The sequence below is a fragment of the Bacteroides sp. An51A genome (assembly GCF_002161565.1).
GTDB lineage: Bacteria > Bacteroidota > Bacteroidia > Bacteroidales > Bacteroidaceae > Phocaeicola > Phocaeicola intestinalis.
On record NZ_NFIC01000008.1, the window covers coordinates 130540 to 153506 of the forward strand.

At 46.8% G+C, this 22967-nt stretch carries 16 protein-coding genes; 6 read left to right on the forward strand and 10 right to left on the reverse strand.

Features of this window, described 5'->3' with window-relative positions; translation table 11 throughout:
- Positions 1–5 precede the first annotated feature (5 nt).
- The 5 genes from B5G04_RS15810 to carB all read left to right on the forward strand — a co-directional run bounded on the left by B5G04_RS15810 (position 6) and on the right by carB (position 5841).
- A complete protein-coding gene (locus B5G04_RS15810) occupies positions 6–1052 on the forward strand; it encodes a glycoside hydrolase family 43 protein (protein ID WP_087398011.1) in 1047 nt (348 codons plus the stop codon).
- A gap of 1 nt (position 1053) precedes the next feature.
- Positions 1054–1233 (forward strand): hypothetical protein, encoded by a 180-nt coding sequence (locus tag B5G04_RS15815; RefSeq protein WP_022041168.1) that lies wholly within the window; start codon positions 1054–1056, stop codon positions 1231–1233.
- The gene (locus tag B5G04_RS19990; protein WP_022041169.1) at positions 1230–1403 is read left to right on the forward strand and encodes a hypothetical protein; all 174 of its coding nucleotides are present in this window, start codon (positions 1230–1232) and stop codon (positions 1401–1403) included. The genes B5G04_RS15815 and B5G04_RS19990 overlap by 4 nt, the downstream gene beginning before the upstream one ends.
- Before the next feature lies 1 nt (position 1404).
- Positions 1405–2481 carry a glutamine-hydrolyzing carbamoyl-phosphate synthase small subunit gene (gene carA, locus B5G04_RS15820; protein WP_022041170.1) on the forward strand — a complete coding sequence of 359 codons (1077 nt, stop codon included), beginning with the start codon at positions 1405–1407 and terminating at the stop codon, positions 2479–2481.
- Between the two features lie 132 nt (positions 2482–2613).
- A complete protein-coding gene (gene carB, locus B5G04_RS15825; RefSeq protein ID WP_022041171.1) occupies positions 2614–5841 on the forward strand; it encodes a carbamoyl-phosphate synthase (glutamine-hydrolyzing) large subunit in 3228 nt (1075 codons plus the stop codon).
- 97 nt (positions 5842–5938) lie between these two features.
- Here carB and B5G04_RS20595 read toward each other — a convergent pair whose 3' ends face one another.
- From B5G04_RS20595 to B5G04_RS15855, 8 genes are all read right to left on the reverse strand, one after another.
- Entirely contained in the window at positions 5939–7204 is a 1266-nt protein-coding gene (locus B5G04_RS20595) for a glycerophosphodiester phosphodiesterase family protein (protein ID WP_239414124.1), read from the reverse strand.
- Between the two features lie 17 nt (positions 7205–7221).
- Positions 7222–9483 (reverse strand): GH92 family glycosyl hydrolase, encoded by a 2262-nt coding sequence (locus B5G04_RS15835; protein WP_087398012.1) that lies wholly within the window; start codon positions 9481–9483, stop codon positions 7222–7224.
- A gap of 99 nt (positions 9484–9582) precedes the next feature.
- Positions 9583–9801, reverse strand: a complete 219-nt coding sequence (locus B5G04_RS20165) for a hypothetical protein (protein ID WP_162612732.1) — start codon at positions 9799–9801, stop codon at positions 9583–9585.
- On the reverse strand, positions 9774–9977 hold the full coding sequence (locus B5G04_RS19995) for a hypothetical protein (RefSeq protein WP_158098102.1): 204 nt from the start codon (positions 9975–9977) through the stop codon (positions 9774–9776). The genes B5G04_RS20165 and B5G04_RS19995 overlap by 28 nt, the downstream gene beginning before the upstream one ends.
- A 369-nt stretch (positions 9978–10346) precedes the next feature.
- Positions 10347–11711: a glycoside hydrolase family 57 protein gene (locus B5G04_RS15840; RefSeq protein WP_022041175.1), complete on the reverse strand. Its 1365-nt coding sequence runs from the start codon at positions 11709–11711 to the stop codon at positions 10347–10349.
- 15 nt (positions 11712–11726) lie between these two features.
- Positions 11727–13001 (reverse strand): glycosyltransferase family 4 protein, encoded by a 1275-nt coding sequence (locus tag B5G04_RS15845; RefSeq protein ID WP_087247337.1) that lies wholly within the window; start codon positions 12999–13001, stop codon positions 11727–11729.
- A 15-nt stretch (positions 13002–13016) separates the two neighbouring features.
- Positions 13017–14960 carry a glycogen debranching enzyme N-terminal domain-containing protein gene (locus B5G04_RS15850; RefSeq protein ID WP_022041177.1) on the reverse strand — a complete coding sequence of 648 codons (1944 nt, stop codon included), beginning with the start codon at positions 14958–14960 and terminating at the stop codon, positions 13017–13019.
- A 272-nt stretch (positions 14961–15232) separates the two neighbouring features.
- Positions 15233–17587 carry a beta-galactosidase gene (locus B5G04_RS15855; protein WP_087398013.1) on the reverse strand — a complete coding sequence of 785 codons (2355 nt, stop codon included), beginning with the start codon at positions 17585–17587 and terminating at the stop codon, positions 15233–15235.
- Positions 17588–17801: 214 nt separating this feature from the next.
- Here B5G04_RS15855 and B5G04_RS15860 point away from each other — a divergent pair, with 214 nt between their 5' ends.
- A complete protein-coding gene (locus tag B5G04_RS15860; RefSeq protein ID WP_140406843.1) occupies positions 17802–19730 on the forward strand; it encodes a family 43 glycosylhydrolase in 1929 nt (642 codons plus the stop codon).
- Positions 19731–19911: 181 nt separating this feature from the next.
- On the opposite strand, the gene B5G04_RS15865 is transcribed toward B5G04_RS15860, so the two are convergent.
- On the reverse strand, positions 19912–21486 hold the full coding sequence (locus tag B5G04_RS15865; protein WP_087213051.1) for a hypothetical protein: 1575 nt from the start codon (positions 21484–21486) through the stop codon (positions 19912–19914).
- An 18-nt stretch (positions 21487–21504) separates the two neighbouring features.
- Complete coding sequence (locus B5G04_RS15870) at positions 21505–22716, reverse strand: hypothetical protein (protein ID WP_087213056.1); 1212 nt, start codon at positions 22714–22716, stop codon at positions 21505–21507.
- Positions 22717–22967: the final 251 nt, after the last annotated feature.

The window sequence follows — 22967 nt, forward strand, 5'->3', positions numbered from 1 at the left end:
AAGGTATGAGAAGATTTTTCTTGGCTTCGGTTGCAGCTTTGGTTCTTGCCGGAGGACATGCGCAAAATGTGCAGAAAGGCGATTACGGGTATCTGTATTGCCACATGAGCGGACGCGGGGAATGGACGGCATACGCCTTGAGCCGCGACGGACTGAACTATCACGACCTGTTGGACGGAGGTCCCGTGTATGATGTGCAGAAGCTTTCGCCTATTGAGGGAGGCGCGCGCGATGCTTTTATCTGCCGCACTTCGGACGGGAAAGGTTATCTGATGGTTACTACTGACATGTGTGTCGGAAAGAGCAAGCAATGGTTTAACTATGGCATCAACCTGCTCCGTAGCGATGATTTGATTCATTGGACTTCTACTACCTTCGACTTCCGCAAGGGACCGGATATTTTCTGCGATCCCGATTCACCGGATGTGTATAAGGATTATGCCGGCATCAAGCGGGTATGGGCACCTCAAATCTTTTGGGACCCTGCTTATGTATGGCCCGACGGAACCAAAGGAGGATACATGATTTATTATTCCTTGCTCAATCCTGCCGAGGACCAATACGACCGGGTATTTTATTCGTACGCCGATGCTTCGTTCACCCGATTGACCAAGCCTCGTGTGCTGGTCGACTGGGGATATGCTACCATTGATGCTGACATCAACTATGTGCCTGCCGACGGGCTTTACCACATGCTTATCAAGAAAGAGGGAGGTACGCCGGGCATCTTTGCCGCTACTTCTGACAAACTGACCGGACCTTATAAGATAAAGGATGAAAACGATTATGTGAAGTTCGAGGGCAACAAGAAGTGCGAAGGCTGCTCGGCATTCCAGCTGGTGGGCGATTCTACGTGGCGCGTTGCCTACATCGAGTATTCGTCCAATCCCAAGCGGTACCGCATTTGCCAGGCTGATGAATATCTTCAGAATTTTCATTCGCCCGTTACCCTTGAAGGCGTAGCCCATCCTCAGCATGGTTCGTTTATGCGGCTTACAAAAGAGGAATACGAACGCCTTCAGAAATGGTCGGATGAACAAATGAAAAAGTGATATGGAAGAGAAAAACAAATCGAAATTTGATGCCGGATATGGTTTGGCAGTAGGGCTGATGCTGGGAGTGACAATCGGTGTTTGCCTTGATAACATAGCCTTATGGATGCCCTTAGGCTTACTCGTTGGCATTACTATTGATTGCGGTTTGAAAGGAAAGAAAGATAATAAAAAGCAATGAGTGAACAAAAGGACAAAAATTATCTTTGGCTTGTATTTATAGCTTTAGGTATGGGTATTGCGATAATAGCGGATAATTTGCTGATAGGCCTTTGTTTAGTTGCTATAGGAATTTATCTTTATACTAAGAATAAGAAAAAAACACAAAACAATAAAGACGAATTAGATTAGAATGAGAAACGTGACGTTAATCCTTGACGACGGGAGCCGGTTTCACGGCAAGTCGTTCGGTTATGAGAAGCCGGTAGCGGGTGAAGTGGTGTTTAATACGGCGATGACCGGATATCCGGAAAGCCTGACAGACCCTTCGTATGCAGGTCAGCTGATGACGTTGACTTATCCGCTGGTAGGAAACTACGGGGTGCCTCCGTTCACATTCGAGGCGAACGGTTTGCCTACTTTTATGGAGAGTGAAAAAATACATGCTGAGGCGATTATCGTGAGTGATTATAGCGAGCGGTATAGCCACTGGAATGCTGTGGAGAGCTTGGCGGACTGGTTGAAGCGTGAGCAGATTCCCGGTATCACAGGCATTGACACACGCGAACTTACGAAGGTGTTGCGTGAGCACGGTGTGATGATGGGAAAGATTGTGTTCGATGATGAACCGGACAACGTTCCCGAAGCGCAATACGCCGGAGTGAACTATGTGGATAAAGTATCGTGTAAGGAAGTGATTCGCTATAACGAGGGTAACGGGTGCAAGAAGGTAGTGTTGGTGGATTGTGGGGTGAAGTCCAATATCATCCGTTGTCTGCTCAAGCGCGGTGTGGAGGTTATCCGTGTGCCTTGGGATTACGACTTTAACGGACTGGACTTTGACGGGCTTTTTATTTCCAACGGACCGGGCGACCCTGATACGTGCGATGCGGCTGTGCAGAACATCCGCAAAGCGATGCAGAACGAAAAACTTCCCATTTTCGGTATCTGTATGGGGAATCAGTTGCTTTCGAAGGCAGGAGGTGCAAAAATATATAAGTTAAAGTACGGTCATCGGAGCCATAACCAGCCGGTACGTATGGTAGGGACGGAGCGTTGTTTCATCACTTCGCAGAATCACGGATATGCGGTGGACAATAATACCTTGGGAGCCGATTGGGAACCGCTTTTCATCAACATGAACGATGGCTCGAACGAAGGAATCCGCCACAAATGCAATCCTTGGTTCTCGGCTCAGTTTCATCCGGAAGCAGCCAGCGGGCCTACAGATACGGAATTCCTTTTCGATGAGTTCGTGAAACTGCTCTGAGATTTAGGATAAAACGCGGATTAACGCAGATTTCCGCGGATTATTTTAATAAAAAATTTAATCTGCGTGAATCTGCGCTAATCTGCGTTTCAAAAAAGGAATAAGAACTAACAACTAATTATAGAAATATCAATGAAAGATAACATAAAGAAAGTATTGTTGCTGGGTTCCGGCGCATTGAAGATCGGTGAAGCTGGCGAATTTGATTATTCCGGTTCGCAGGCACTGAAGGCTCTTAAGGAAGAAGGTATCGAAACGGTGCTTATCAATCCCAATATCGCTACGGTGCAGACTTCGGAAGGTGTGGCTGATAAAATTTATTTCCTTCCTGTCACTCCTTATTTTGTGGAGAAAGTCATCGATAAGGAACGTCCGGATGGGGTGTTGCTCTCGTTTGGCGGACAAACGGCATTGAATTGCGGTGTCGCTCTCTATCAGGGAGGGGTGTTCGAGAAATACGGCGTGCAGGTATTGGGTACTCCCGTACAGGCCATTATGGATACGGAAGATCGCGAACTCTTTGTGAAGAAGCTGGATGAAATCAACGTGAAGACCATCAAGAGCGAGGCTTGCGAGAATATTGAGCAGGCACGCCAGGCGGCACGCGACTTGGGCTATCCGGTTATTATCCGTGCAGCATACGCCTTGGGAGGTCTTGGTTCAGGCTTTTGCGATAACGAAGAAGAACTGAATGTGCTGGCGGAAAAAGCATTTTCCTTCTCTCCGCAGGTTTTGGTGGAAAAGAGCCTGAAAGGATGGAAAGAAGTGGAATACGAGGTAGTGCGTGACCGGTTCGACAATTGCATCACGGTCTGCAATATGGAAAACTTTGACCCGCTGGGCATTCATACGGGTGAAAGTATCGTCATTGCTCCGAGCCAGACGCTGACCAACAGTGAATACCATAAGCTGCGCGAGCTTGCCATCCGTATCATCCGTCACATCGGTATCGTGGGCGAATGTAATGTGCAATATGCTTTCGACCCTGAATCGGAAGACTATCGTGTGATTGAGGTAAATGCCCGTCTGAGCCGTTCCTCTGCACTGGCATCGAAGGCAACAGGATATCCGCTGGCATTTGTAGCTGCCAAGTTGGGACTGGGCTATGGACTGTTCGACCTGAAGAACTCAGTGACCAAGACCACATCGGCATTTTTCGAACCTGCACTCGACTATGTGGTATGCAAGATTCCGCGCTGGGACTTGGGCAAGTTCCACGGTGTAGACCGTGAGTTAGGCTCTTCGATGAAGTCGGTAGGCGAGGTTATGGCTATCGGACGTACGTTTGAGGAAGCGATTCAGAAAGGCCTTCGTATGATAGGGCAGGGCATGCACGGTTTTGTAGAAAACAAAGAACTGGTCATTGCCGATATCGACAAGGCATTGCGCGAACCTACCGACAAGCGTATCTTTGTTATTTCGAAGGCGATGCGTGCCGGTTATACCGTTGACCAAATCCACGACCTGACCAAGATAGACAAATGGTTCCTTTACAAACTGGAAAACATTATGCAGACTTCCAAAGAACTGCACGAATGGGGGAACAATCATATACAGCTTTCCGAACTTCCGAAAGAATTGCTTTATAAAGCCAAACGTCAGGGATTTTCCGATTTTCAGGTGGCACGTGCCATCGGTTATCAAGGTGAGATGGAAGACGGTATTCTTGCCGTGCGTGCGTACCGTAAAGCCATCGGTGTACTTCCGGTCGTAAAACAGATTGATACCCTTGCCGCTGAATATCCTGCACAGACCAACTATCTGTATCTGACGTATAGCGGTGTGGCAAACGATGTGCATTACTTGGGCGACCACAAAAGTATTGTGGTGCTTGGTTCGGGAGCTTACCGTATCGGTTCATCGGTGGAATTTGACTGGTGCGGCGTGCAGGCATTGAATACCATCCGCGAGGAAGGTTATCGTTCGGTAATGATTAACTATAATCCCGAAACGGTTTCTACCGACTATGATATGTGCGATCGTCTCTATTTCGACGAACTGACATTTGAACGCGTAATGGATATTCTTGACTTGGAAAATCCGCATGGAGTCATTGTTTCGACTGGCGGTCAGATTCCAAACAATCTTGCCATGCGCCTCGATGCACAAAAAGTGAATATTCTGGGAACATCCGCCAAGAGTATCGACAATGCTGAAGACCGCGATAAGTTCTCGGCTATGCTCGACCGCATCGGTGTAGACCAGCCCGAATGGAGCGCATTGACTTCGATGGACGACATCAACGCCTTTATTCAGAAAGTCGGTTTCCCGGTATTGGTACGTCCGTCGTATGTACTTTCAGGAGCCGCTATGAATGTTTGTTCCAACCAAGACGAACTGGAACGTTTCTTGCAGCTTGCCGCCAATGTATCGAAAAAACATCCGGTAGTAGTGAGCCAGTTCATCGAACATGCCAAGGAAGTGGAAATGGACGCCGTGGCTCAGAACGGTGAGATTATCGTTTATGCCATCTCCGAGCATATCGAGTTTGCCGGTGTACATTCGGGAGATGCTACCATTCAGTTCCCTCCCCAAAAACTGTATGTGGAGACGGTGCGCCGTATCAAGCGCATTTCCCGTCAGATAGCCAAGGAACTGAACATTTCCGGACCATTCAATATCCAATTCCTTGCCCGCGACAATGATATCAAGGTGATTGAGTGTAATCTCCGTGCTTCCCGTTCGTTCCCGTTCGTGAGCAAGGTGCTCAAGATAAACTTCATTGAACTTGCCACTAAGGTGATGCTCGGTCTTCCGGTAGAGAAACCCGAAAAGAACCTCTTCGAACTGGATTATGTAGGCATCAAGGCGAGCCAGTTCTCGTTTAACCGCTTGCAGAAAGCCGACCCTGTATTGGGCGTGGATATGGCATCTACGGGCGAAGTCGGTTGTTTGGGTGATGATACTTCATGCGCCATCCTGAAAGCGATGCTTTCGGTGGGATATCGTATTCCCGAAAAGAATATTCTGCTTTCTACGGGTAGCACCAAGCAGAAGGTGGATATGCTTCAGGCATCGCGTGCATTGAAGGCGAAAGGCTATAATCTCTATGCTACTGGCGGTACTTCGAAGTTCCTCACCGAGAACGGCATTGAGAATACCCGTGTGTACTGGCCCAGCGAAGAAGGACATCCGCAGGCACTTGAGATGCTTCATAAGAAAGAAATCGATATGGTGGTGAACATTCCGCGTGACTTGTCGGTAGGTGAACTTACCAATGGTTACAAGATTCGTCGTGCGGCTATTGACTTGAATATCCCGTTGATAACAAATGCCCGTCTGGCAAGTGCGTTTATCAATGCATTTTGCTCGATGAGCATTGATGACATTGCCATCAAGAGTTGGGACGAGTATAAATAAAGGTCGATTTTTTAGATAGAAAAAGAGGCTGTATCAAAATAAAAATTAGTTTTCATTTTGATACAGCCTCTTTCTTGTGTATAAGTGAAATCGTCTTTTATTCGGCAAGCACTTTCTGAAAAAGTTCAGGCTGGTCTAGATTGACCAAGTCTGGCTCTTTCTCTATAGCAGTGCGATAGGCTTTTTCATTTGCGTTTAGGATAGCTGCCATAATGCGGATGCCGTTAGCCTTGCAGAACGCCTTGAATTCCGGTGTGATTTGTTCGGGATTGATTTCTACGTATGACGGGCGGCATACCGTCATCCAATATTGCAGGCGGGCGATGTCACCAGCGTTTACCTTGATTTTCATTTCCGGAGCAAGGCGGACAAACTCTTTCAGCATTCCTTCATCGGCGAACCAGAAGAAACTGTTCGTGGCGAATCCTTTCAGGCGGACCAGTCTTACGAGGTCTTTTACGGGCGTGCCGCGTTTCACATCGAAGAATACATTTGCTTTTCCGTAGAGTGAATCGAGCATTTCCGAGATGCGGGGAATACGTGTGCCGGCATATTCTTTTCCAAACCAACTTCCTGCGTCTAATTTGTCCACTTCGTCAGAATTCATATCGGCTAATGCGCCTTGCCCGTTGGTGGTGCGGTCGAGGGTCTCGTCGTGCAGGTTATACAGCACTCCGTCTTTGCTTTTCCGTACATCCAGCTCTATCCACGTGGCACCGTGTTCCAAAGCTGCGTATGCCGAAGCCACCGTGTTTTCGGGTGCCAAATGGTTGGCGCCCCGGTGTACCACTACCTCTATCGGATCCTTGTATGTAGCAGAAGGATGCTCTACCTGCCAGTTTACGTTCAGCGGATTGTTCTGCATCTTCCATACCAAGGGCAGGGACTCATTATCCAATATCCATATTTCTGCTCCTTCGGTTTGGTCTATGCAATAGATGAGCGGGCATTCCAAGGCTTCTCCTTTTTTGTTTCCTTTCTTGTAAACCGTCTGGTTATAGTGAAATGCCCCGGTCGTCTTCAGTTCCTTGTAGGCTTGGCGTGAGAGCATGTAGGCGGTTTCGTTTATGCCTAACAGGCGGTTTTCTTTATCTACGGGCTGGAGGAAGCATAATGAGTTTCCCGCTTCTTGCGATGCGGGAGCCATCAGGTAGCTTCCTTTTTGCCAATGCAGGTTCCGCAAGATGCGCCAGTCGATGCGCAACGTGTCGTTCTTTTCGCGGAATGACATTTCGTATTTGCGGGTCTGTCCGTGGAGTTTGAACACGAACAGTAATGTATCAGGCAGGGCGGTTTGCGCGCATATACTTCCGGTGCAGCATGCACCTATAATCAATAAAGAGAGAAGATATATCTTTTTCATGATGCAACTATATTCGTTTATAATCCTAATTCTGTTCCCCATTTGCCGGGCTTGTTTCCCATCTTCAATACCAGTTCGCCGCCAGCCACGAGGTCTTTATGGCGCAGGGCGGAGTAAGGGTAATCCTTCCCGTTCAAAGTAACCGACTGGATGTACCGGTTCTCGTCCGAGAGGCGTTCTGCTCGGATGGTAAAGTCTTTTCCGTCTTCCAGATGGAAGGTGGTTTCTTTCAGCATCGGGGCATGTATCAGATAATAGTCTTGTCCGGCATTGGGATAAAGTCCTGTCATGTGGAAGGCAAGCCACGAAGACATCGCTCCCGAATCATCGTTTCCGGGAAGTCCCATCGGAGAGTCGTTAAAGTGGGTGGTGATGATTTCGCGGATGCGGTCATCGCTCCGCCAGGGTTTCCCTATCCAGTGATACAGGCAGGGGGTAAGGAACGAAGGCTCGTTGTTCACATTATAAAACCCTTTGTCGAAGAAGATGTCGAGGCGTTCTTCGAATTTCTCCTTCCCTCCGCATTGTGCGATAAGCCCCGGCACATCGTGAGGGATGCTGAGCGAGTATTCCCACGAGCTGGCTTCGTAGAAGAACATGTCCCACCACGGGGTGTACCACGGTCCTTCGAAGGTGACCGGTGTGTAGGTGTACGTAGGCTTCTGCACTTTCGAGTTACCGAAAGGTATCTGGTCGAGCCAGTTCCCCTCCTTGTCGCGCGGCATGATGAATCCTTTTGCCCCTTCGTGTTCGTAATCGCTTCGCCACAGGTTTTTCCAGTTGCCCGATTGTTTCAGGTATTGCCGGTAGAGGTCTTCTTTGCCCAAACCTTTTGCCACCAGAGCAATGGCATAATCGCAATACGCATATTCTACGGTGCGGTTTCCTGCACGTGGAATGCCATACGGGATGTAGCCTAATTCCAGGTAGGGGACCAGTCCGCCCCGTCCTTCCGCTTCCTGATTTCCTCCGGGTGCTGCGGTAGCATCCTGCAACATGGCTTTCAGTGCCAGTTCATAGTCGATGCCTTTCAAGCCTTTCACAAAAGCGTCGGCGATGACGATTTCGGCATTCGAGCCTCCTTGCGTACGTCCGTTGGCGTTTCCGCTTCGTGCATCGGGCATGTATCCATCCCGTTTATAGATGGTGATGAGCGAGCGCACGATGTCGGTTTCGCGTTGCGGGTCGATAAGTGTGATGAGTGGGGTAGAGGTGCGGTAAGTGTCCCAAATGGCGTAATAGTCATCGTAATAAGGCTCAGGGTCGTTCCAAAGCGGATTCTCTCCGGTGCGGTCTACGGGCATAATCATCGTGTGATAGAGCGCGGTATAGAACATCCGCTTTTGCGATTCAGGAGTTTCGGGAGCGATTTCAATCGCCTTGAACAGCTTTTCCCATTGTGCCAGCAGGCCGTTATGCACTTTCTCGAAAGACCAGTGGGGAATGTAGGTATGGGCATTGTGCTTGGCACGTTGGCTGCTCAGGAAAGAGATGCCGATTTTCAGTTGCACCACCGAGTCTCCTTGGGCAAAACGGAGCAAGGCGCCGGTTTTCTCATACGAATCGAATTGGGAGCGTTCGTCGGTTATCTTGCTTCCTTTCCATGTGCGGCACTGGGTGAAAGGCTTGTCGGTTTCGGCGTAAAAGTAAACCGTATAGGCGCGTCCGTTGTTCCAGCCTCCCCGGATTCGGGTATAGCCGCTCACTTCATGGTCGGACAGGATTTCTATTTCCGAACCTACGAACTGTTGGGCTTCACGTGCATCGGGCACGGGGCTTTCTCCCAAGAAGAAACCGGCATCGATAGCCAATGATTTCAAGGAATCAGCGGGATAGGTGAAGCGGTAGAACGAAGCCCGCTCCGTGGTGGTGATTTCCGTACGGATGCCGCTCTGCTTAAATCGGGTATCGTAATATCCCAGCCGGATATTTTCGTAAGCCCGATAATCCAAGTGTTGGGTTTGGTCCATTCCGTTGCAGAAAGGCGTCACTAAAATATTCCCATACTTGGGACCTCCTCCGGTTCCGCTTACGTGTACTTGCGAGAATCCGTCCACCCGTTCAGGCATGGGCAGCCAGCCGCTATTGGGTGAAGGAGTGCAGTCGGGCGAAGGTTTGACCATTCCATAAGGGCAAGACGGACCGATAAATACCCGTCCCAGTCCTTCCGACCCGATGCGCGGGTCTACATAGTCGGTCAGTTGCGTTTGAGCGGAGGCGTAAATTATGCCGCTTAGGCACAAACCAGCCGTCAAGCCAATCAGTTTTTGAAGTTTCATGTTGCTCTATTGTATTTTATGTAAAAAGTTGATAATGGTTGGGTTGATGTTTTTACAAAGATACATTTTTTTACCTTCTCTGTCAAAGAAACCTATTCCTTAGTTTCCATGATTGGGTGAAAAAATAATCTTTGTATGGCAATAAGAAATTGTTTTGAAATATTCCAAAAGTTTTCTTGGCTTGATGTATTCGTTTTCGTGTGTGCTTTGGGCGATTTTGGGGGTTCTTCCCGTTTTTGTTTTCGTCAGAGATAGCCCGCTATCTTCCTTATCACACAAACGGAAATGCCTCAAAAACTCATCCCAATATAGCTGCATTGTTTGTAAGAAGCTGTTTTGAATTTCTCCAAAAAGTTTTTCTTGGCTTGATGTATCCGTTTTCGTGTGTGCTTTGGGCGATTTTTTGGTCCTTTTCGCTCCTGTTCTTCGTCAGATAGCCCGCTATCTTCCTCATCACAGAAGCGAAAATGCCTCAAAAACTCATCCCAAATCATCGCACGATAAATTCAAAACAGCTTCTAAGATTATTAATCTTACAGCGTGAAGATTAATAATCTTTCGGCATGAAGATTAATAATCTTACAAGAAATGCACTCATACTATTATTACTAAAAACGCCCGACTTCATTCATATGAAATCGGGCGCAAACTTAACAAAAACTGTTTTGAATTTCTACAAAAAGTATTCTTGGCTTAATGTATTCGTTTTCGTATGCGTTTTGGGCGATTTTTTAATCCTTTCCGCTTCTGTTCTTGTCAGATAGCTTGCTGTCTTCTTCTTCACAGTATTGGAAATGCCTTAAAAACCCATCCCCAACCAGCACACGATAAATTCAAAACAGTTTCTCAAATATCTGAAAAAATTACTTTTCTTTCTTAGCCGCAGCTGTCTTTCTTGTGGTTGTTGTTTTCTTTGCCGCAGGCTTCTTAGCTTCAGATTTCTTCAATTCGGCTTGAAGCTTGGTCACCTCATCGTTCAGCTGAACCAACTCTTCACCTTGATTCTTGATAGTGGTAAGCAAAGACCCTAACTCTTCATTGTCCATATCTGCCGGATACAACGAATTGACACGAGCCAAGAAATCGCCTAAGATGTTCATATAATTAGTAAATGCATCATAAGGTGAATCATAGATACCTCTATCCAGCCCAACTCCCGTATCTTTTGTAGTCATAAAACGGAAATTATTGCTTGCCTGCAGGTAGAACCAGTCTTGCTTGATACGGCGGTCGTCGCACAAATGCACACGCTCGGCCACACTGTACAGTTTGTTAAACGCTTCGCGCTGCATCACATTACCCAGCCATGGACTGATGTCTCTTTCTTCATCCGACCAAGACATCGGATAAGGCACATCCATCATATCTACCGATTTCAATTTCGTAACAATTTCGGTAGGGGTCGAGAATGTGATGCCCCGCTGCTTGGCACATGCAGGCAATGCTTTCAAGAATTCCAGGATGTTGGAAGACAACGGTTGTGCTATACCGAGAGCCGACAGTTCCATAAAAATGTTGATGACCTGTTCGTTTTCGGGCAAAGTGGCAATCCAGTCTATATAAGTATCTGCAAACAAGGGATATTCGCTCCATTCCGAATTAGAGAAGCGCAGGCTGATATCATCCGACAACTTGAAGTCGCGCATCAACAGTTTCAGATTCGGGTTCTCGGCGCAATGATACAGATAGTGCGGGCTCTTCCATCCCAACACATGCTTCGCACCTTCTATCAGTTGGCCCTTAAAGCCCATGCTGGCTACGATTCCACCTATTTCATTGTCGTAAATCAAGCTGGAATTACGGAACACTTTCGGATCCTGACCGAAATAATCCTTGATTTTTTTACGCATAAATTCTACTTCTTCACGGAAGCATTCTTCGTTTGCCAACGAAGACAAGCCGTGAGAATAAGGCTCGCATATAAATTCGCAACAGCCTGTGGCATTCAGTTCCTGCAACAGTTCGATAACAGCCGGTGCATGTATCTCCAATTGTTCGAGTGCTACACCTGAAATGGAAAGACCAACCTTAAAAGCTCCTTCATTGTTTTTTGCCATTTCAATCAGGGTGGTCAATGCCGGAATATACGAACGTTCCGCCACGTCGTTGATGCCCTGTTCGTTTGCGTAATCATCGTAGTAATAATGGTCTGTACCAATTTCAAAAAAACGATAGCGTTTGAGATGTGTTATCTGATGTATTTCAAAGTAAAGACAGATTGTTTTCATATCGATTTTGTATAATTATAGTTTTCCACAATTTTTTAAAGTCTGTTCGTATAAGCCGCGAATCTTCACGCCTACTTTCTCCCATACAATACCGTCGACTTCTTTCTTTCCTTCATCGCGCAGGTATTCGTACAATGCCGGATAAGTACAAATAGCATGAATGGCATCTGCCATGGCATGAATATCCCAATAATCGGTCTTTATACATTTACTCAAGATTTCGGCACACCCCGACTGCTTGGAAATAATGGTAGGCACACTACATTGCATAGCTTCCAGTGGCGATATGCCGAACGGCTCGGATACGGAAGGCATGATGTACACATCGCTGGCTTTCAATACCTCGTACACCTGTTTGCCTCTCATGAAGCCCGGGAAATGGAAACGGTCGGCAATGCCTCTTTCGGCAGCCAGACGAATCATGGCATTCATCATATCACCGCTACCTGCCATGACGAAACGCACGTGACGCGCACGGCGCAATACCATCGCAGCTGCTTCAACAAAATATTCCGGTCCTTTCTGCATGGTGATACGTCCCAAGAAGGTAACGATTTTCTCTTTCGGATTTTTACGCGGTACAATATCCTGAATCTCTTTCGACAACGGGGACACGGCATTGTGGACCGTAAAGACTTTACGCGGATCCTGATAGTATTTATGAATAACCGTCTGTCGTGTCAATTCACTCACACACATGATGCAATCGGCGTGGTCCATACCGTTCTTTTCGATGGAATAAACCGTAGGGTTTACATTGCCACGGCTACGGTCGAAATCGGTAGCATGAACATGGATGACCAACGGTTTGCCTGATACCTGCTTGGCATGTATACCTGCCGGATAGGTCAGCCAGTCGTGCGAATGGATGATATCAAATTCTTGCTGACGGGCAACCACTCCCGCCACAATGGAATAATTGTTTATTTCTTCATGCAAATTATCCGGATAACGCCCTGAAAATTCAAGGCAACCCAAATCATTGGTATGCATATAGTTGAAATCGGCATAGATATGGTCGCGCAAGTCGTAATAGAGCTGCGGGTCCATATAGTTTCCTACACGGCTTTTTACGTAATCCCATTGTACATCGCGCCATACGATAGGTACGCTGTTCATGCCGATGATTTTCAAGAAGCTTTGGTCTTCATCTCCCCATGGCTTCGGTATGCAGAAGGTAATCTGCATGTCCTCTTGTTGCGCTAAACCTTTGGTAAGTCCGTAACTGGCTGTACCTAAACCTCCCAAGATATGGGGAGGAAATTCCCATCCAAACATTAAAACTTTCATAGTATTTCCTCCCTTTTACTGATTGTCATATTTTTCTAACAGATTTAAAGTTCTCAATATTTGAGCCACGTTCATGGCGAACGAAATGGCTCCTCTGCCTCTGAATGGCGGGTTTCCATCGAATAATTCAGGAATAGAGCCTACGCAATGGAGTGATAATTCGTCTTCGAAGCTAATCATCTGACGTTCTACGAACGAAATGGCACTACGCTTGTAGATGCGCAAATAGGCTTCGAGATAGAATCCTTCCAGCCAGGGCCATGCCGTACCTTGATGGTAAGCGTAATCGCGTTGGATTTGCGGGCCTACATAATTCGGGTTGTAGCCTCCGCTCTTCGGGCTTAACGAGCGTAAACCTTTCGGAGTAAGAAGTTCCTTTGTCACAATATCGACCACGCCTTTCTTCTGTTTGGCATTCAACGGAGAATAATCGAATGCTGCTGCAAAAATCATGTTCGGGCGTACGCTCCAGTCCATCATGTCTCCGTCTACGTAATCGAGCAGATAACCGTATTCGTTCAAGAATGTGTCAATGAAAGCCTTTCCTGCTTTTTCTGCCAATTGGGTTAAGGTTCCGGCAAATTCTGTATCACCTCCTTCGCCCAGCAATTCTCCGGCAAACATCAACGCGTTGTACCACAGTGTATTGAATTCGACGATATATCCTGTACGCGGAGTAACCGGACGGCCGTTCGACATTGCATTCATCCACGTAATGGCTTTGTCTCTTCCTTGGGCGTATACCAGTCCGTTATCACATACTTTCAGGTTCGGATGTTTTCCTTCGGTAAGATACGTCATGATGTCTTTCAATAATGCCCCGTATTTGCTTCGTGCCGCATCGCGTGATACCATTTTCGCGTATTGTTGGATAGTCCATACTGCCCATAACAATACATCCGGATGTTCCATTTCGTAGACTTTCAGCGTTGCGGGTTCGCCTTTCATGAATTCGTAAATCGCTTTAGATGCCGTGTCCATCACTGTTTCGAACTTGTCTGTTTCGTTGATAGCAAGCATCAGTCCCGGCAGAGAGATGAACATGTCACGAGCACGGCATTTGAACCATGGGTAGCCTGCCAAGACGTATGACTCGTCTCCTTGTTTGTTCAGGAACTGGTGGGCGGCATTAATCAGGCAATGCTTGAAATTGTCGCGCGGAGTACGGCGGTCTGCTTCTTCCGAGAAGAGCTGGTCCAGATTAGCGGTTTCAATTTCCGAAATGCCTCCCGAGAACACAACCGGATGGTCTTTGGTGATTTCCATTTCGAAATACCCCGGCACATACAGGTCTTCATTGAAATCGTATCCGCGTTCTTGTTCTTTCGGATACTCTATGCCCCGGTACCAATCCGGTTGGAAATGGAATTCGTTCGGGCAATTGGTCTGCATGAACAATTCGGGATATCCCGGATACATACATGTTTTGATTCCGTTTTTTACGGTATCATACTGGCGACTTGCCTGTGCGTTTTCATGAGTGTACTGACGTACGCTACGGAAAGCTAAATACGGGCGCAAGCGAAGTGTCGTACTGGAATGAGCGTCCAGCAAAGTATAACGAATCAAAATACGGTTCTCATGATGCACGAACAACTTTTCTTTCTTCAGCACTACACCTCCCACTCTGTAAATAGTAGTAGGCACTTTCTCGCATTCGAACTCCCGGATGTACTTGTGACCACGCGGACTGAAAGTGTCTCCATGATATTTATGGAGTCCCAGATTAAATTCAGCCCCATGCTGGATGACCGTTTCATCGAGCGAGGACAACAACACATGGTTTTCATCATCCAGTTCCGGCACGGGGATGACCAATAAACCATGGTATTTGCGAGTGTTGCAATCTACTATTGTAGAGCAATGATACGCGCCAGAACGATTAGTCCGAAGAATTTCACGTGTCAAAGATTCTTCCAAATTCGTCATCAGCGTCTTGTCAAATCGTAAATAACTCATAGCTGTTATATTAAGGTTATTAATTGCATAAAAAATGTTATTTCTTTAACACCTCAAAATTAGTAATTAAATAAACAAGGCAAAATGAAAAGTTCGTTTTTTTTTCCCGTTTACCTAAAAAAATTGCATTTTTCTTATTACAGGCAACACTATATTACAGAATGTGTGTTTTATAGCATAATTTAAGACATCGGCCTAACGAAATGCCCCAATCGGAACAAGATACACAAAAATGATGTCTGATGTTCCAATCGGGGACTGAGGATCTAATGTTAATAAGAGAAATTTTCGCCTTTCACATATACTTTAAAATCTTTGATGCCTCCGGGCACATTGCTTTCCATACGGGGCAGATATTGGATTGCAGTCAGGGTATGCTTCGCTCCCAAATCAATTACGACCGCATGAGGATAAGCCGAACCGGTTTCGGTACTCCAGTAGGTAGACTCCTGCAAATCGAAAATCTTATCCGCCGAACGGTTTACTTGCGATACATCTTCGCTGTCCGCATATTTTACAATCCACGGTTCACGCGAAAGACGTTCTCCGTTTTCATCAAGCAGATACATTTCGGCAATACATGCCAAGTCTTTTCCGTCTTGCGCATTCAAGGCTTCAATACAGACATAACGTCCCGAAACCGGCTTGCCGAATTTCATTTCCTGCCATCCGTTGCCCGCTTTGAAGCTTCCGCTCAATACCGGAGTCTCTCCTGCAAGCCGGAGCTCTTCACCCTTATTGCGATGTGTCAGCGGCTTATTCACCAGCAATTGGTTCAGAATCGGTTCTTCCAACCCTTCCGTACGGGCTTCTTTTGGACCTACGATATCAAATACCAATATTTCATTTTCGCCTTCTTTCAACCAACATCCCGGGACATACAATGTCTGCTGAGGACCGATTTCCCAAATGCGTCCGATGCCATATCCGTTTACATAAACCAAGCCTTTGCCCCATGTTTCAAAGTTCAAGAACGTATCGCCCGGCTTCTCTACGTGGAATGTAGCCCGGTAGCAACCCGGCACACGCTGGCCTTGCGCATCTTTTACCGACTTCAGCGGTTCAAACTTCAAACCTTTATACCATTCGTAACGGTCTTCCAGGTTATAAACCTTCCAACCTTTCAATTCGGTAGTACGTCCTCCGTTCTTCAATTCGACCTTTTCGGTAATTCCTTTAAAGTCTTTGATAGCCCGTCCGAAATTGATACGTCCCATGGCTTCCACCAAGATATCCAATTGCGCACCTTCGGCACATGCCGGAATATCCAGTTGCTTTTCCCCGTTCCGGCGGTCCAGTTTGCCGATATATTTCCCGTCAATAAAGATTTGTGCATAATCGTGAGCTTCGGTTACGGTAAGTGTAGCCGAACGGTCAATCTTGGGCAAAGTTGTGCGGTAAAGAATGCTTCCGAATCCCTGATCGTACTCTTCCATCGTGCGGATGGTATCATCGCTCTTCGGTTCGGGCAGATTAGCGAACAGCGGAGCCACTTCGGTAAACTCGAAAGCCGGTACGGAGATAGTCGGGATATCATCGGGCACTTTAGCCTGCTTCTTTCCGTCCATATATTTCGCCAAGGTCTCACGCAATTTCTCGTATTTCGGCGTAATCTTTCCCGATTCGCTGATAGGCGCATCATAATCATACGAAGTCACATCCGGTGCAAATCCCGGCGAGTTCGCTCCAGCCCAGTGTCCCCAGTTGGTACCTCCATGTGTCATATAGAGACTGAACGAAATCCCCTTCGAAAGCATCTCGTCGATACCTGCAATCATATCATCTGCCGCACGGGTTTCGTGATTGGCTCCCCATTTGTCGAACCATCCGCTCCAGAACTCGCTACACATCAACGGGCTGTCGGGACGTACTTTCTTTAATGGAGCAAACTGTTCGTCGATATTCGCACCCGTACCGAAGTTCATGGTCCATACCAAATCGTCTAATGCATTGAGTTGGAAATTGGATGCCCAGTCGCATTGGAACAAGGTTACATCGCCGAAATTCCCGCGCACGATGTCGCGTATCTTCGCTACATATTCCTTGCTTTCGCCATACGAACCGTATTCATTCTCTACCTGTACCATAATAATAGGACCGCCCTTCTGTATGGTCAATCCAGCCACCTGATTGGCAACTTCTTTCTCGAAGATAGCCACACGTTCCAGGAAATACGGGTCGTCCTCACGCAAACGGATGTCTTTTTTCTTTAAAAGCCACCAGGGCAGACCGCCCATTTCCCACTCGGCACATACATACGGACCGGGACGGAGGATAACATACATATCATTCTTCTGGCACAGGCGGCAGAACTCAGCCAAGTCCTTTTGCCCGGTAAAGTCGAACTCTCCCGGCTTCTCTTCATGGAAATTCCAGAAAACATACAGGCAAATAGTATTCATCCCTAACGCCTTGCATTGCTTGATGCGATGCTCCCAATAGGCACGTGGAATACGAGGATAATGCAACTCGGCAGCCTTTACCACAAAAGGCTCGCCATTGAGCAGGAAACTTCCTTTCCCTGCCTCAAACGTTCCGCTTTCAGCTTTCGGCGCACACGACTGAAATCCAGTCATCGCTCCAATAGAAAGCAGAAGCGACACGCCAATAGTTGCCAATTTATTCATACAAGTTTTCTTTAAAAGTTAACAAATAATTTCACGTTATCAGATTGTCTGCACAAAGATAGGAAAAAATGGATAGCCGAAAGAGAAAATAATCAGTCAAATTAGGGGCATAAACCGGTCAAAAACACTTTCTCGCATACATCGTAATGCAGAAAGCCCTATCTTTGTTAAAAGAATAATCCAAACAAATACTATTAACCAAAAACAATTAACCATGAATTACAAGACACGTATGCTTGCCTTGCTCGCGTTGTTTCTGCTGACAATTTCAGTATCGCGGGCATCCCAGACAGAAGAAAAAGACTATGTAGGCTATCTCTTCACGTATTTCACCGGAAACCACATCAGTGAAGAAGCGGTATGTTTTGCCGTCAGTATGGACGGGTATTCTTTTTATGCACTGAACGGCAACAAGCCGGTGCTCGACTCGAAAGTCATCAGTTCGACCGGAGGTGTACGCGACCCGCATATCCTGCGGTGCGAAGACGGAAAGACTTTCTACATGGTCGTGACCGATATGGTGTCGGATAACGGATGGGATTCGAACCGCGCCCTGGTGATGCTGAAATCTACCGACCTTGTCAACTGGTCGCACTCCATCATCAACATGCAGAAGCGTTATAAAGGACAGGAAAAACTGAAACGTGTATGGGCGCCTCAGACCATCTTCGATAAAGAAGCAGGCAAGTATATGCTTTACTGGTCCATGCAATACGAAGGCGGACCGGACGTTATCTATTACGCATACGCCAACGAGGACTTCACCGACCTGACCGGTGAACCGAAACCTTTATTTATCCCTGCCGACAAGAAATCGTGCATTGACGGGGATATTGTTTATAAAGACGGAGTGTACCATCTGTTCTATAAAACAGAAGGACATGGAAACGGCATCAAAGTAGCCACTACCCGCTCGCTTACATCAGGGGAATGGAAAGAAAGCCCCGACTACAAACAACAGACCAAAGAAGCGGTAGAAGGTGCAGGCACATTCAAGCTGATAGGACAGGACAAATACATCCTGATGTATGACGTGTACATGAAAGGGGCTTACCAATTTACGGAAACCACCGACCTGAAACACTTTAAAGTGATTGACCATGCAGTAAAGATGGACTTCCATCCGCGTCACGGAACGGTTATTCCCATTACCCGTGCCGAACTGAAACGCATTACAGATAAATGGGGAAAGCCGGAGGAACTGGGCGAATTGCCTCAGAATCCGGTATTGCCCGGTTTTCATGCCGACCCCGAAGTGCTCTATTCAAAGAAAACCGATAAATATTACATTTATTCCACTACCGACGGTCAACCCGGGTGGGGAGGCTGGTATTTCACGGCATTCTCTTCTCCCGACCTGAAAGACTGGACTTATGAAGGCGTAATCCTCGACCTACGCTCTCCACAAGTTCCTTGGGCAAACGGCAATGCATGGGCACCCGCCATTGAAGAAAAACTGATAGACGGAAAATACAAATACTTCTTCTATTATAGCGGCAACCCCAACGACAATTCGCGCAAACAAATCGGTGTAGCCATAGCCGACTCGCCCACAGGTCCGTTTAAGGACATGGGACAACCCATCATCACCGATTCTCCTGCCGGACACGGGCAGCAAATTGATGTGGATGTATTTACCGACCCAATGACTGGTACACCTTATATATATTGGGGCAACGGTTACATGGCAGGAGCCGAACTGAACAGCGATATGGTATCGGTAAAGAAAGAAACCATCAAGGTGTTGACTCCCAAAGGCGGAACCCTGAAAGACTATGCCTATCGCGAAGCCCCGTATGTATTCTACCGGAAAGGTACCTATTACTTCTTATGGTCGGTAGACGATACCGGCTCGCCCAACTATCATGTGGCATACGGCACATCCGATTCGCCTCTCGGTCCGATAAAGGTAGCCAAGGACCCTATCGTAACCATTCAAGACCCGGCTAAAGAAATCTACGGACCAGCGCATAACTCTGTCGTACGCAAACCAGGTACCGATGAATGGTACATCGTCTACCACCGCATCAACAAGAATTATCTGGATAAAGACAAAGGTCCGGGCGTGCACCGCGAAGTCTGCATCGACCGGCTTGAGTTCAATGAAGACGGAACCATCAGACGCGTGACACTCAACAGGTAAATCATCTAAAAACGACTTCGTACCAATATAAGAATCAACAAAAAGACACAGAGATACAAAAATATTTGATATTCACCATAAAACTTTGTATTTCTGTGTCTTCCGGTTAAAATCTTTTCAGCGTTCAGAACCTGATAGAATATTACTTTATTGGAAAATTTAAACAGGTTCTAAGACATTCTTAAAAATGCACACCTAACGTGAACAACAGCTGATGACGGTCATTGTTTACTTTGACGGCAGGAAGACCTTCCTCCAAATCAAACGCATAAAAGTCGGCCTTATAAAAATCGTACTTATAAGCCAAGTCGGCATAGAACAGCTTACCCCGATAGCCCAGACCTACCGTTACGGCCTGCAATGACTTCGTATTCATATATTCCGGATTCGTACGCGTCTCGTCAGTATCTGCGATATTTTTATACGAATCATCGTATATCAATGCCGAACGGAAATTATAACCGGCACGCACGCTGAACGTTGATGATACTTTTGTTTCCATACCGACACGAAATGTATGAACACCTTTTAACGACTCATTTACAGCTGCCGTTCCGTTAATGTATTCACTACCGTCCGTTTCAGACAACTTAGCAGAAGAATATTTGGCATATTCGTATTCTGCATCCAACGCCATGATGCCCCCTACTACCGTTCCCATACTGACATTGAAACGCCAAGGAGTGGTCAGACGAAAATCACGGACATACTGAGGATGAAGATAATCAGCTAAATTTTCAGTCATTTCTCCAAACCCCGGCAGGTTAGAAGTTAAATTAGCCGTATAACGTTCGGTTATCGAGTACCATATCGGGGTATGAATCGCCAAACCTATACGGAACGGCGAATAAGCAAACGGACGGACAATTGCTCCCAATTTCAAATCAATACCCGAACCGTCTGCACTATAAAAGTTGTTTAAAGTATAACTGCCATTGCCCGACAATGTTTCACCATACGATGAATAACGATTATAATCGAGGGTATATATACCTAATGTCACACCAAAATAATAACGGTCCTGCACATTGACAGCCATATTGATATCATACTCGTTGACGCTTCCTTCCTCACGACTGTAATATTGATTACTTAACGCCTTCCAACCTTCCATACCTACTATCCGATCACCCGATTCAGATGATTGAAGGATGGGAGAAACCAAATGAGTGCGTGCACCTAATGCGCCCAAAAAAGGAGTACCGTAAAAATACTCGTCGATGTATGGATTTTCGGCATCATACAACTCCGCAAAATCTACCTCCGTATTATAATAACCTGCGTTCAGCAACATATCCGCCATTTGCCACGTAAGTGAAGCACCATTGGCGTATTGTCCCGATGTTGAGAACTGGCGATTAAAGTTAGCACGCTTGTGATAATTAAATGCAAAATTCAAATAACGGATATTGGTCTTGTTGCCTATTTTCGTGCTCCACACCAGTCCCGCCTGGTCGAACGAAGCTTTCGTACGTTTCTCATTGGCAACCGAACCACCCATATCCGATTTTGCCTGATTATTGTTCATGCCAAATGAGACCGTAACATCATTTCCCCGAAATAGTCCAATACCTGCAGGATTGGTTCCAATGGTCGAGATATCCGCTCCTAACGCACTCATCGCACCTCCCATGCCGACAAAACGAGCTGTCCCATTTAAATCATCGTCCATATAACGGACTACATCATATTGATTTTGAGCCATCACTGCCGACATACAGCCAAGCAGTAAGGCTATCATGCTTATCTTTTTCATATCTGTAGTTTAACTAATTTATCTTCTACGTGAACCACCGCCTCCACCTGTACTACGTGTACGTGTGCTTCCGCCTCCCATTGAACCCCGATTGAATCCGCTTCCTCCACTTGAGAAACTGTTACGGTTCGAATTATAGCTGCGGGTTTTATTCGAATTATTCACGTTACGATTATAAACCTGATTGTATGTACGTCGTGTACTGCTTGGACGGTTATAAGACGAGCCGGTCCGATCTATCGTACTGCTCGGACGTACGTAACTGCTATTACCGCGTGAAGGACGGACATTTCCTACCCCGTTGTTCCGGTTTCCAAACGACTGAACTGAAGGACGGACAGATACACCTTCTCCTCCTGTACTTGGACGGACTACCCTACCATTCGTATACCGGCGTGCTCCTGATGAGGAGCCATTGACAACACGTCTTCTCGTAGATTGCGTGCCGCTTACCATACGGCTCCGGCGAGAACCGGAATAGCCTTCATAACGCGTGTACCTGTAATCTGTATGTCCCGGACGATGCCATCCGCTGCCTCCCCAATACGGATGCGGATGATGCCACGGTCCCCAATAGCCGGCATACCAACCGCCCCAGTAACCGCCATACCAGTACGAAGAATACCACCCACCATAATGCCATGGCGAGTACCATCCCCAACGCGGACCGGCTATACTCCAGTTCCAGCGCCAGTCCCACCACAACGGATTAGAATAGGTGGGGAACACGTAAGCATATAATCCATCGTCGTATACGTTCCAGTCCCACGATGGAAAAGCACCATACACAACATCCCAATACAAGGGGCTGCTGATAGGAATGGCATACGCCGGACTACGGAAACGGACGATACGCATGGCGTATTCGTAATCGTCTTGCGAACCTTCGAAGCCGTTCACCCATTCACCCCGTTCTCCGTAAGGTTTCTCTTCTATGTATAGGGTATCGTTCTGCATGCTGAACGTATTCTCTCTCGATGTATACCGGCGGTTGTATTCATCAATGTCACGCGTTTTCCCCGTCACGTCCTTTACCACCACTGTTGTGCCCGGAGAAACCGATGCCGTTGTAGTTGTAGTCGTTGTTGTCTGCCTCGTCACCTGACGTACCTCGGTTTTCGTTTCCGCCTTCTTTTCTTTCTTCGGAACAAAATAAAGGTCGTCATTCTGTGCCATAGCCAGCCACGGCAAGCAAGCTATCAGCAACGAAACGCCTAATCTTATCTTCATCTTCATACCTATTAAAAATTTATTGTTTACCATAATCTGCCGGAACCTGCCTATTCCTGCAATACAAAGTTAGCGAGAATCTTGTATCCCGCAAGTAGGATTTCCCTATTTCGCGGTAGGGTTTTCCCTATTTTAGAATTATTTATAGTCAATCCAAAATGAAATGCTGAAATTCCGCATGATTCGTTCCATTGAACACAGAGACACAGAAGAATTGACAATGGGCAATTTGTGCCTCTGTGTTCCATTCC

Coding starts and splice junctions, on each gene's coding strand:
- B5G04_RS20165 (WP_162612732.1), bottom strand. CDS start 9,801: ATGCAGCTATATTGGGATGAGTTTTTGAGGCATTTCCGTTTGTGTGAT.
- B5G04_RS15870 (WP_087213056.1), bottom strand. CDS start 22,716: ATGAAGATAAGATTAGGCGTTTCGTTGCTGATAGCTTGCTTGCCGTGG.
- B5G04_RS15855 (WP_087398013.1), bottom strand. CDS start 17,587: ATGAATAAATTGGCAACTATTGGCGTGTCGCTTCTGCTTTCTATTGGA.
- B5G04_RS15840 (WP_022041175.1), bottom strand. CDS start 11,711: ATGAAAACAATCTGTCTTTACTTTGAAATACATCAGATAACACATCTC.
- carA (WP_022041170.1), top strand. CDS start 1,405: ATGAGAAACGTGACGTTAATCCTTGACGACGGGAGCCGGTTTCACGGC.
- B5G04_RS15835 (WP_087398012.1), bottom strand. CDS start 9,483: ATGAAACTTCAAAAACTGATTGGCTTGACGGCTGGTTTGTGCCTAAGC.
- B5G04_RS20595 (WP_239414124.1), bottom strand. CDS start 7,204: ATGAAAAAGATATATCTTCTCTCTTTATTGATTATAGGTGCATGCTGC.
- B5G04_RS15850 (WP_022041177.1), bottom strand. CDS start 14,960: ATGAGTTATTTACGATTTGACAAGACGCTGATGACGAATTTGGAAGAA.
- B5G04_RS15845 (WP_087247337.1), bottom strand. CDS start 13,001: ATGAAAGTTTTAATGTTTGGATGGGAATTTCCTCCCCATATCTTGGGA.
- B5G04_RS19995 (WP_158098102.1), bottom strand. CDS start 9,977: ATGATTTGGGATGAGTTTTTGAGGCATTTTCGCTTCTGTGATGAGGAA.
- carB (WP_022041171.1), top strand. CDS start 2,614: ATGAAAGATAACATAAAGAAAGTATTGTTGCTGGGTTCCGGCGCATTG.
- B5G04_RS15860 (WP_140406843.1), top strand. CDS start 17,802: ATGAATTACAAGACACGTATGCTTGCCTTGCTCGCGTTGTTTCTGCTG.
- B5G04_RS15865 (WP_087213051.1), bottom strand. CDS start 21,486: ATGAAAAAGATAAGCATGATAGCCTTACTGCTTGGCTGTATGTCGGCA.
- B5G04_RS19990 (WP_022041169.1), top strand. CDS start 1,230: ATGAGTGAACAAAAGGACAAAAATTATCTTTGGCTTGTATTTATAGCT.
- B5G04_RS15810 (WP_087398011.1), top strand. CDS start 6: ATGAGAAGATTTTTCTTGGCTTCGGTTGCAGCTTTGGTTCTTGCCGGA.
- B5G04_RS15815 (WP_022041168.1), top strand. CDS start 1,054: ATGGAAGAGAAAAACAAATCGAAATTTGATGCCGGATATGGTTTGGCA.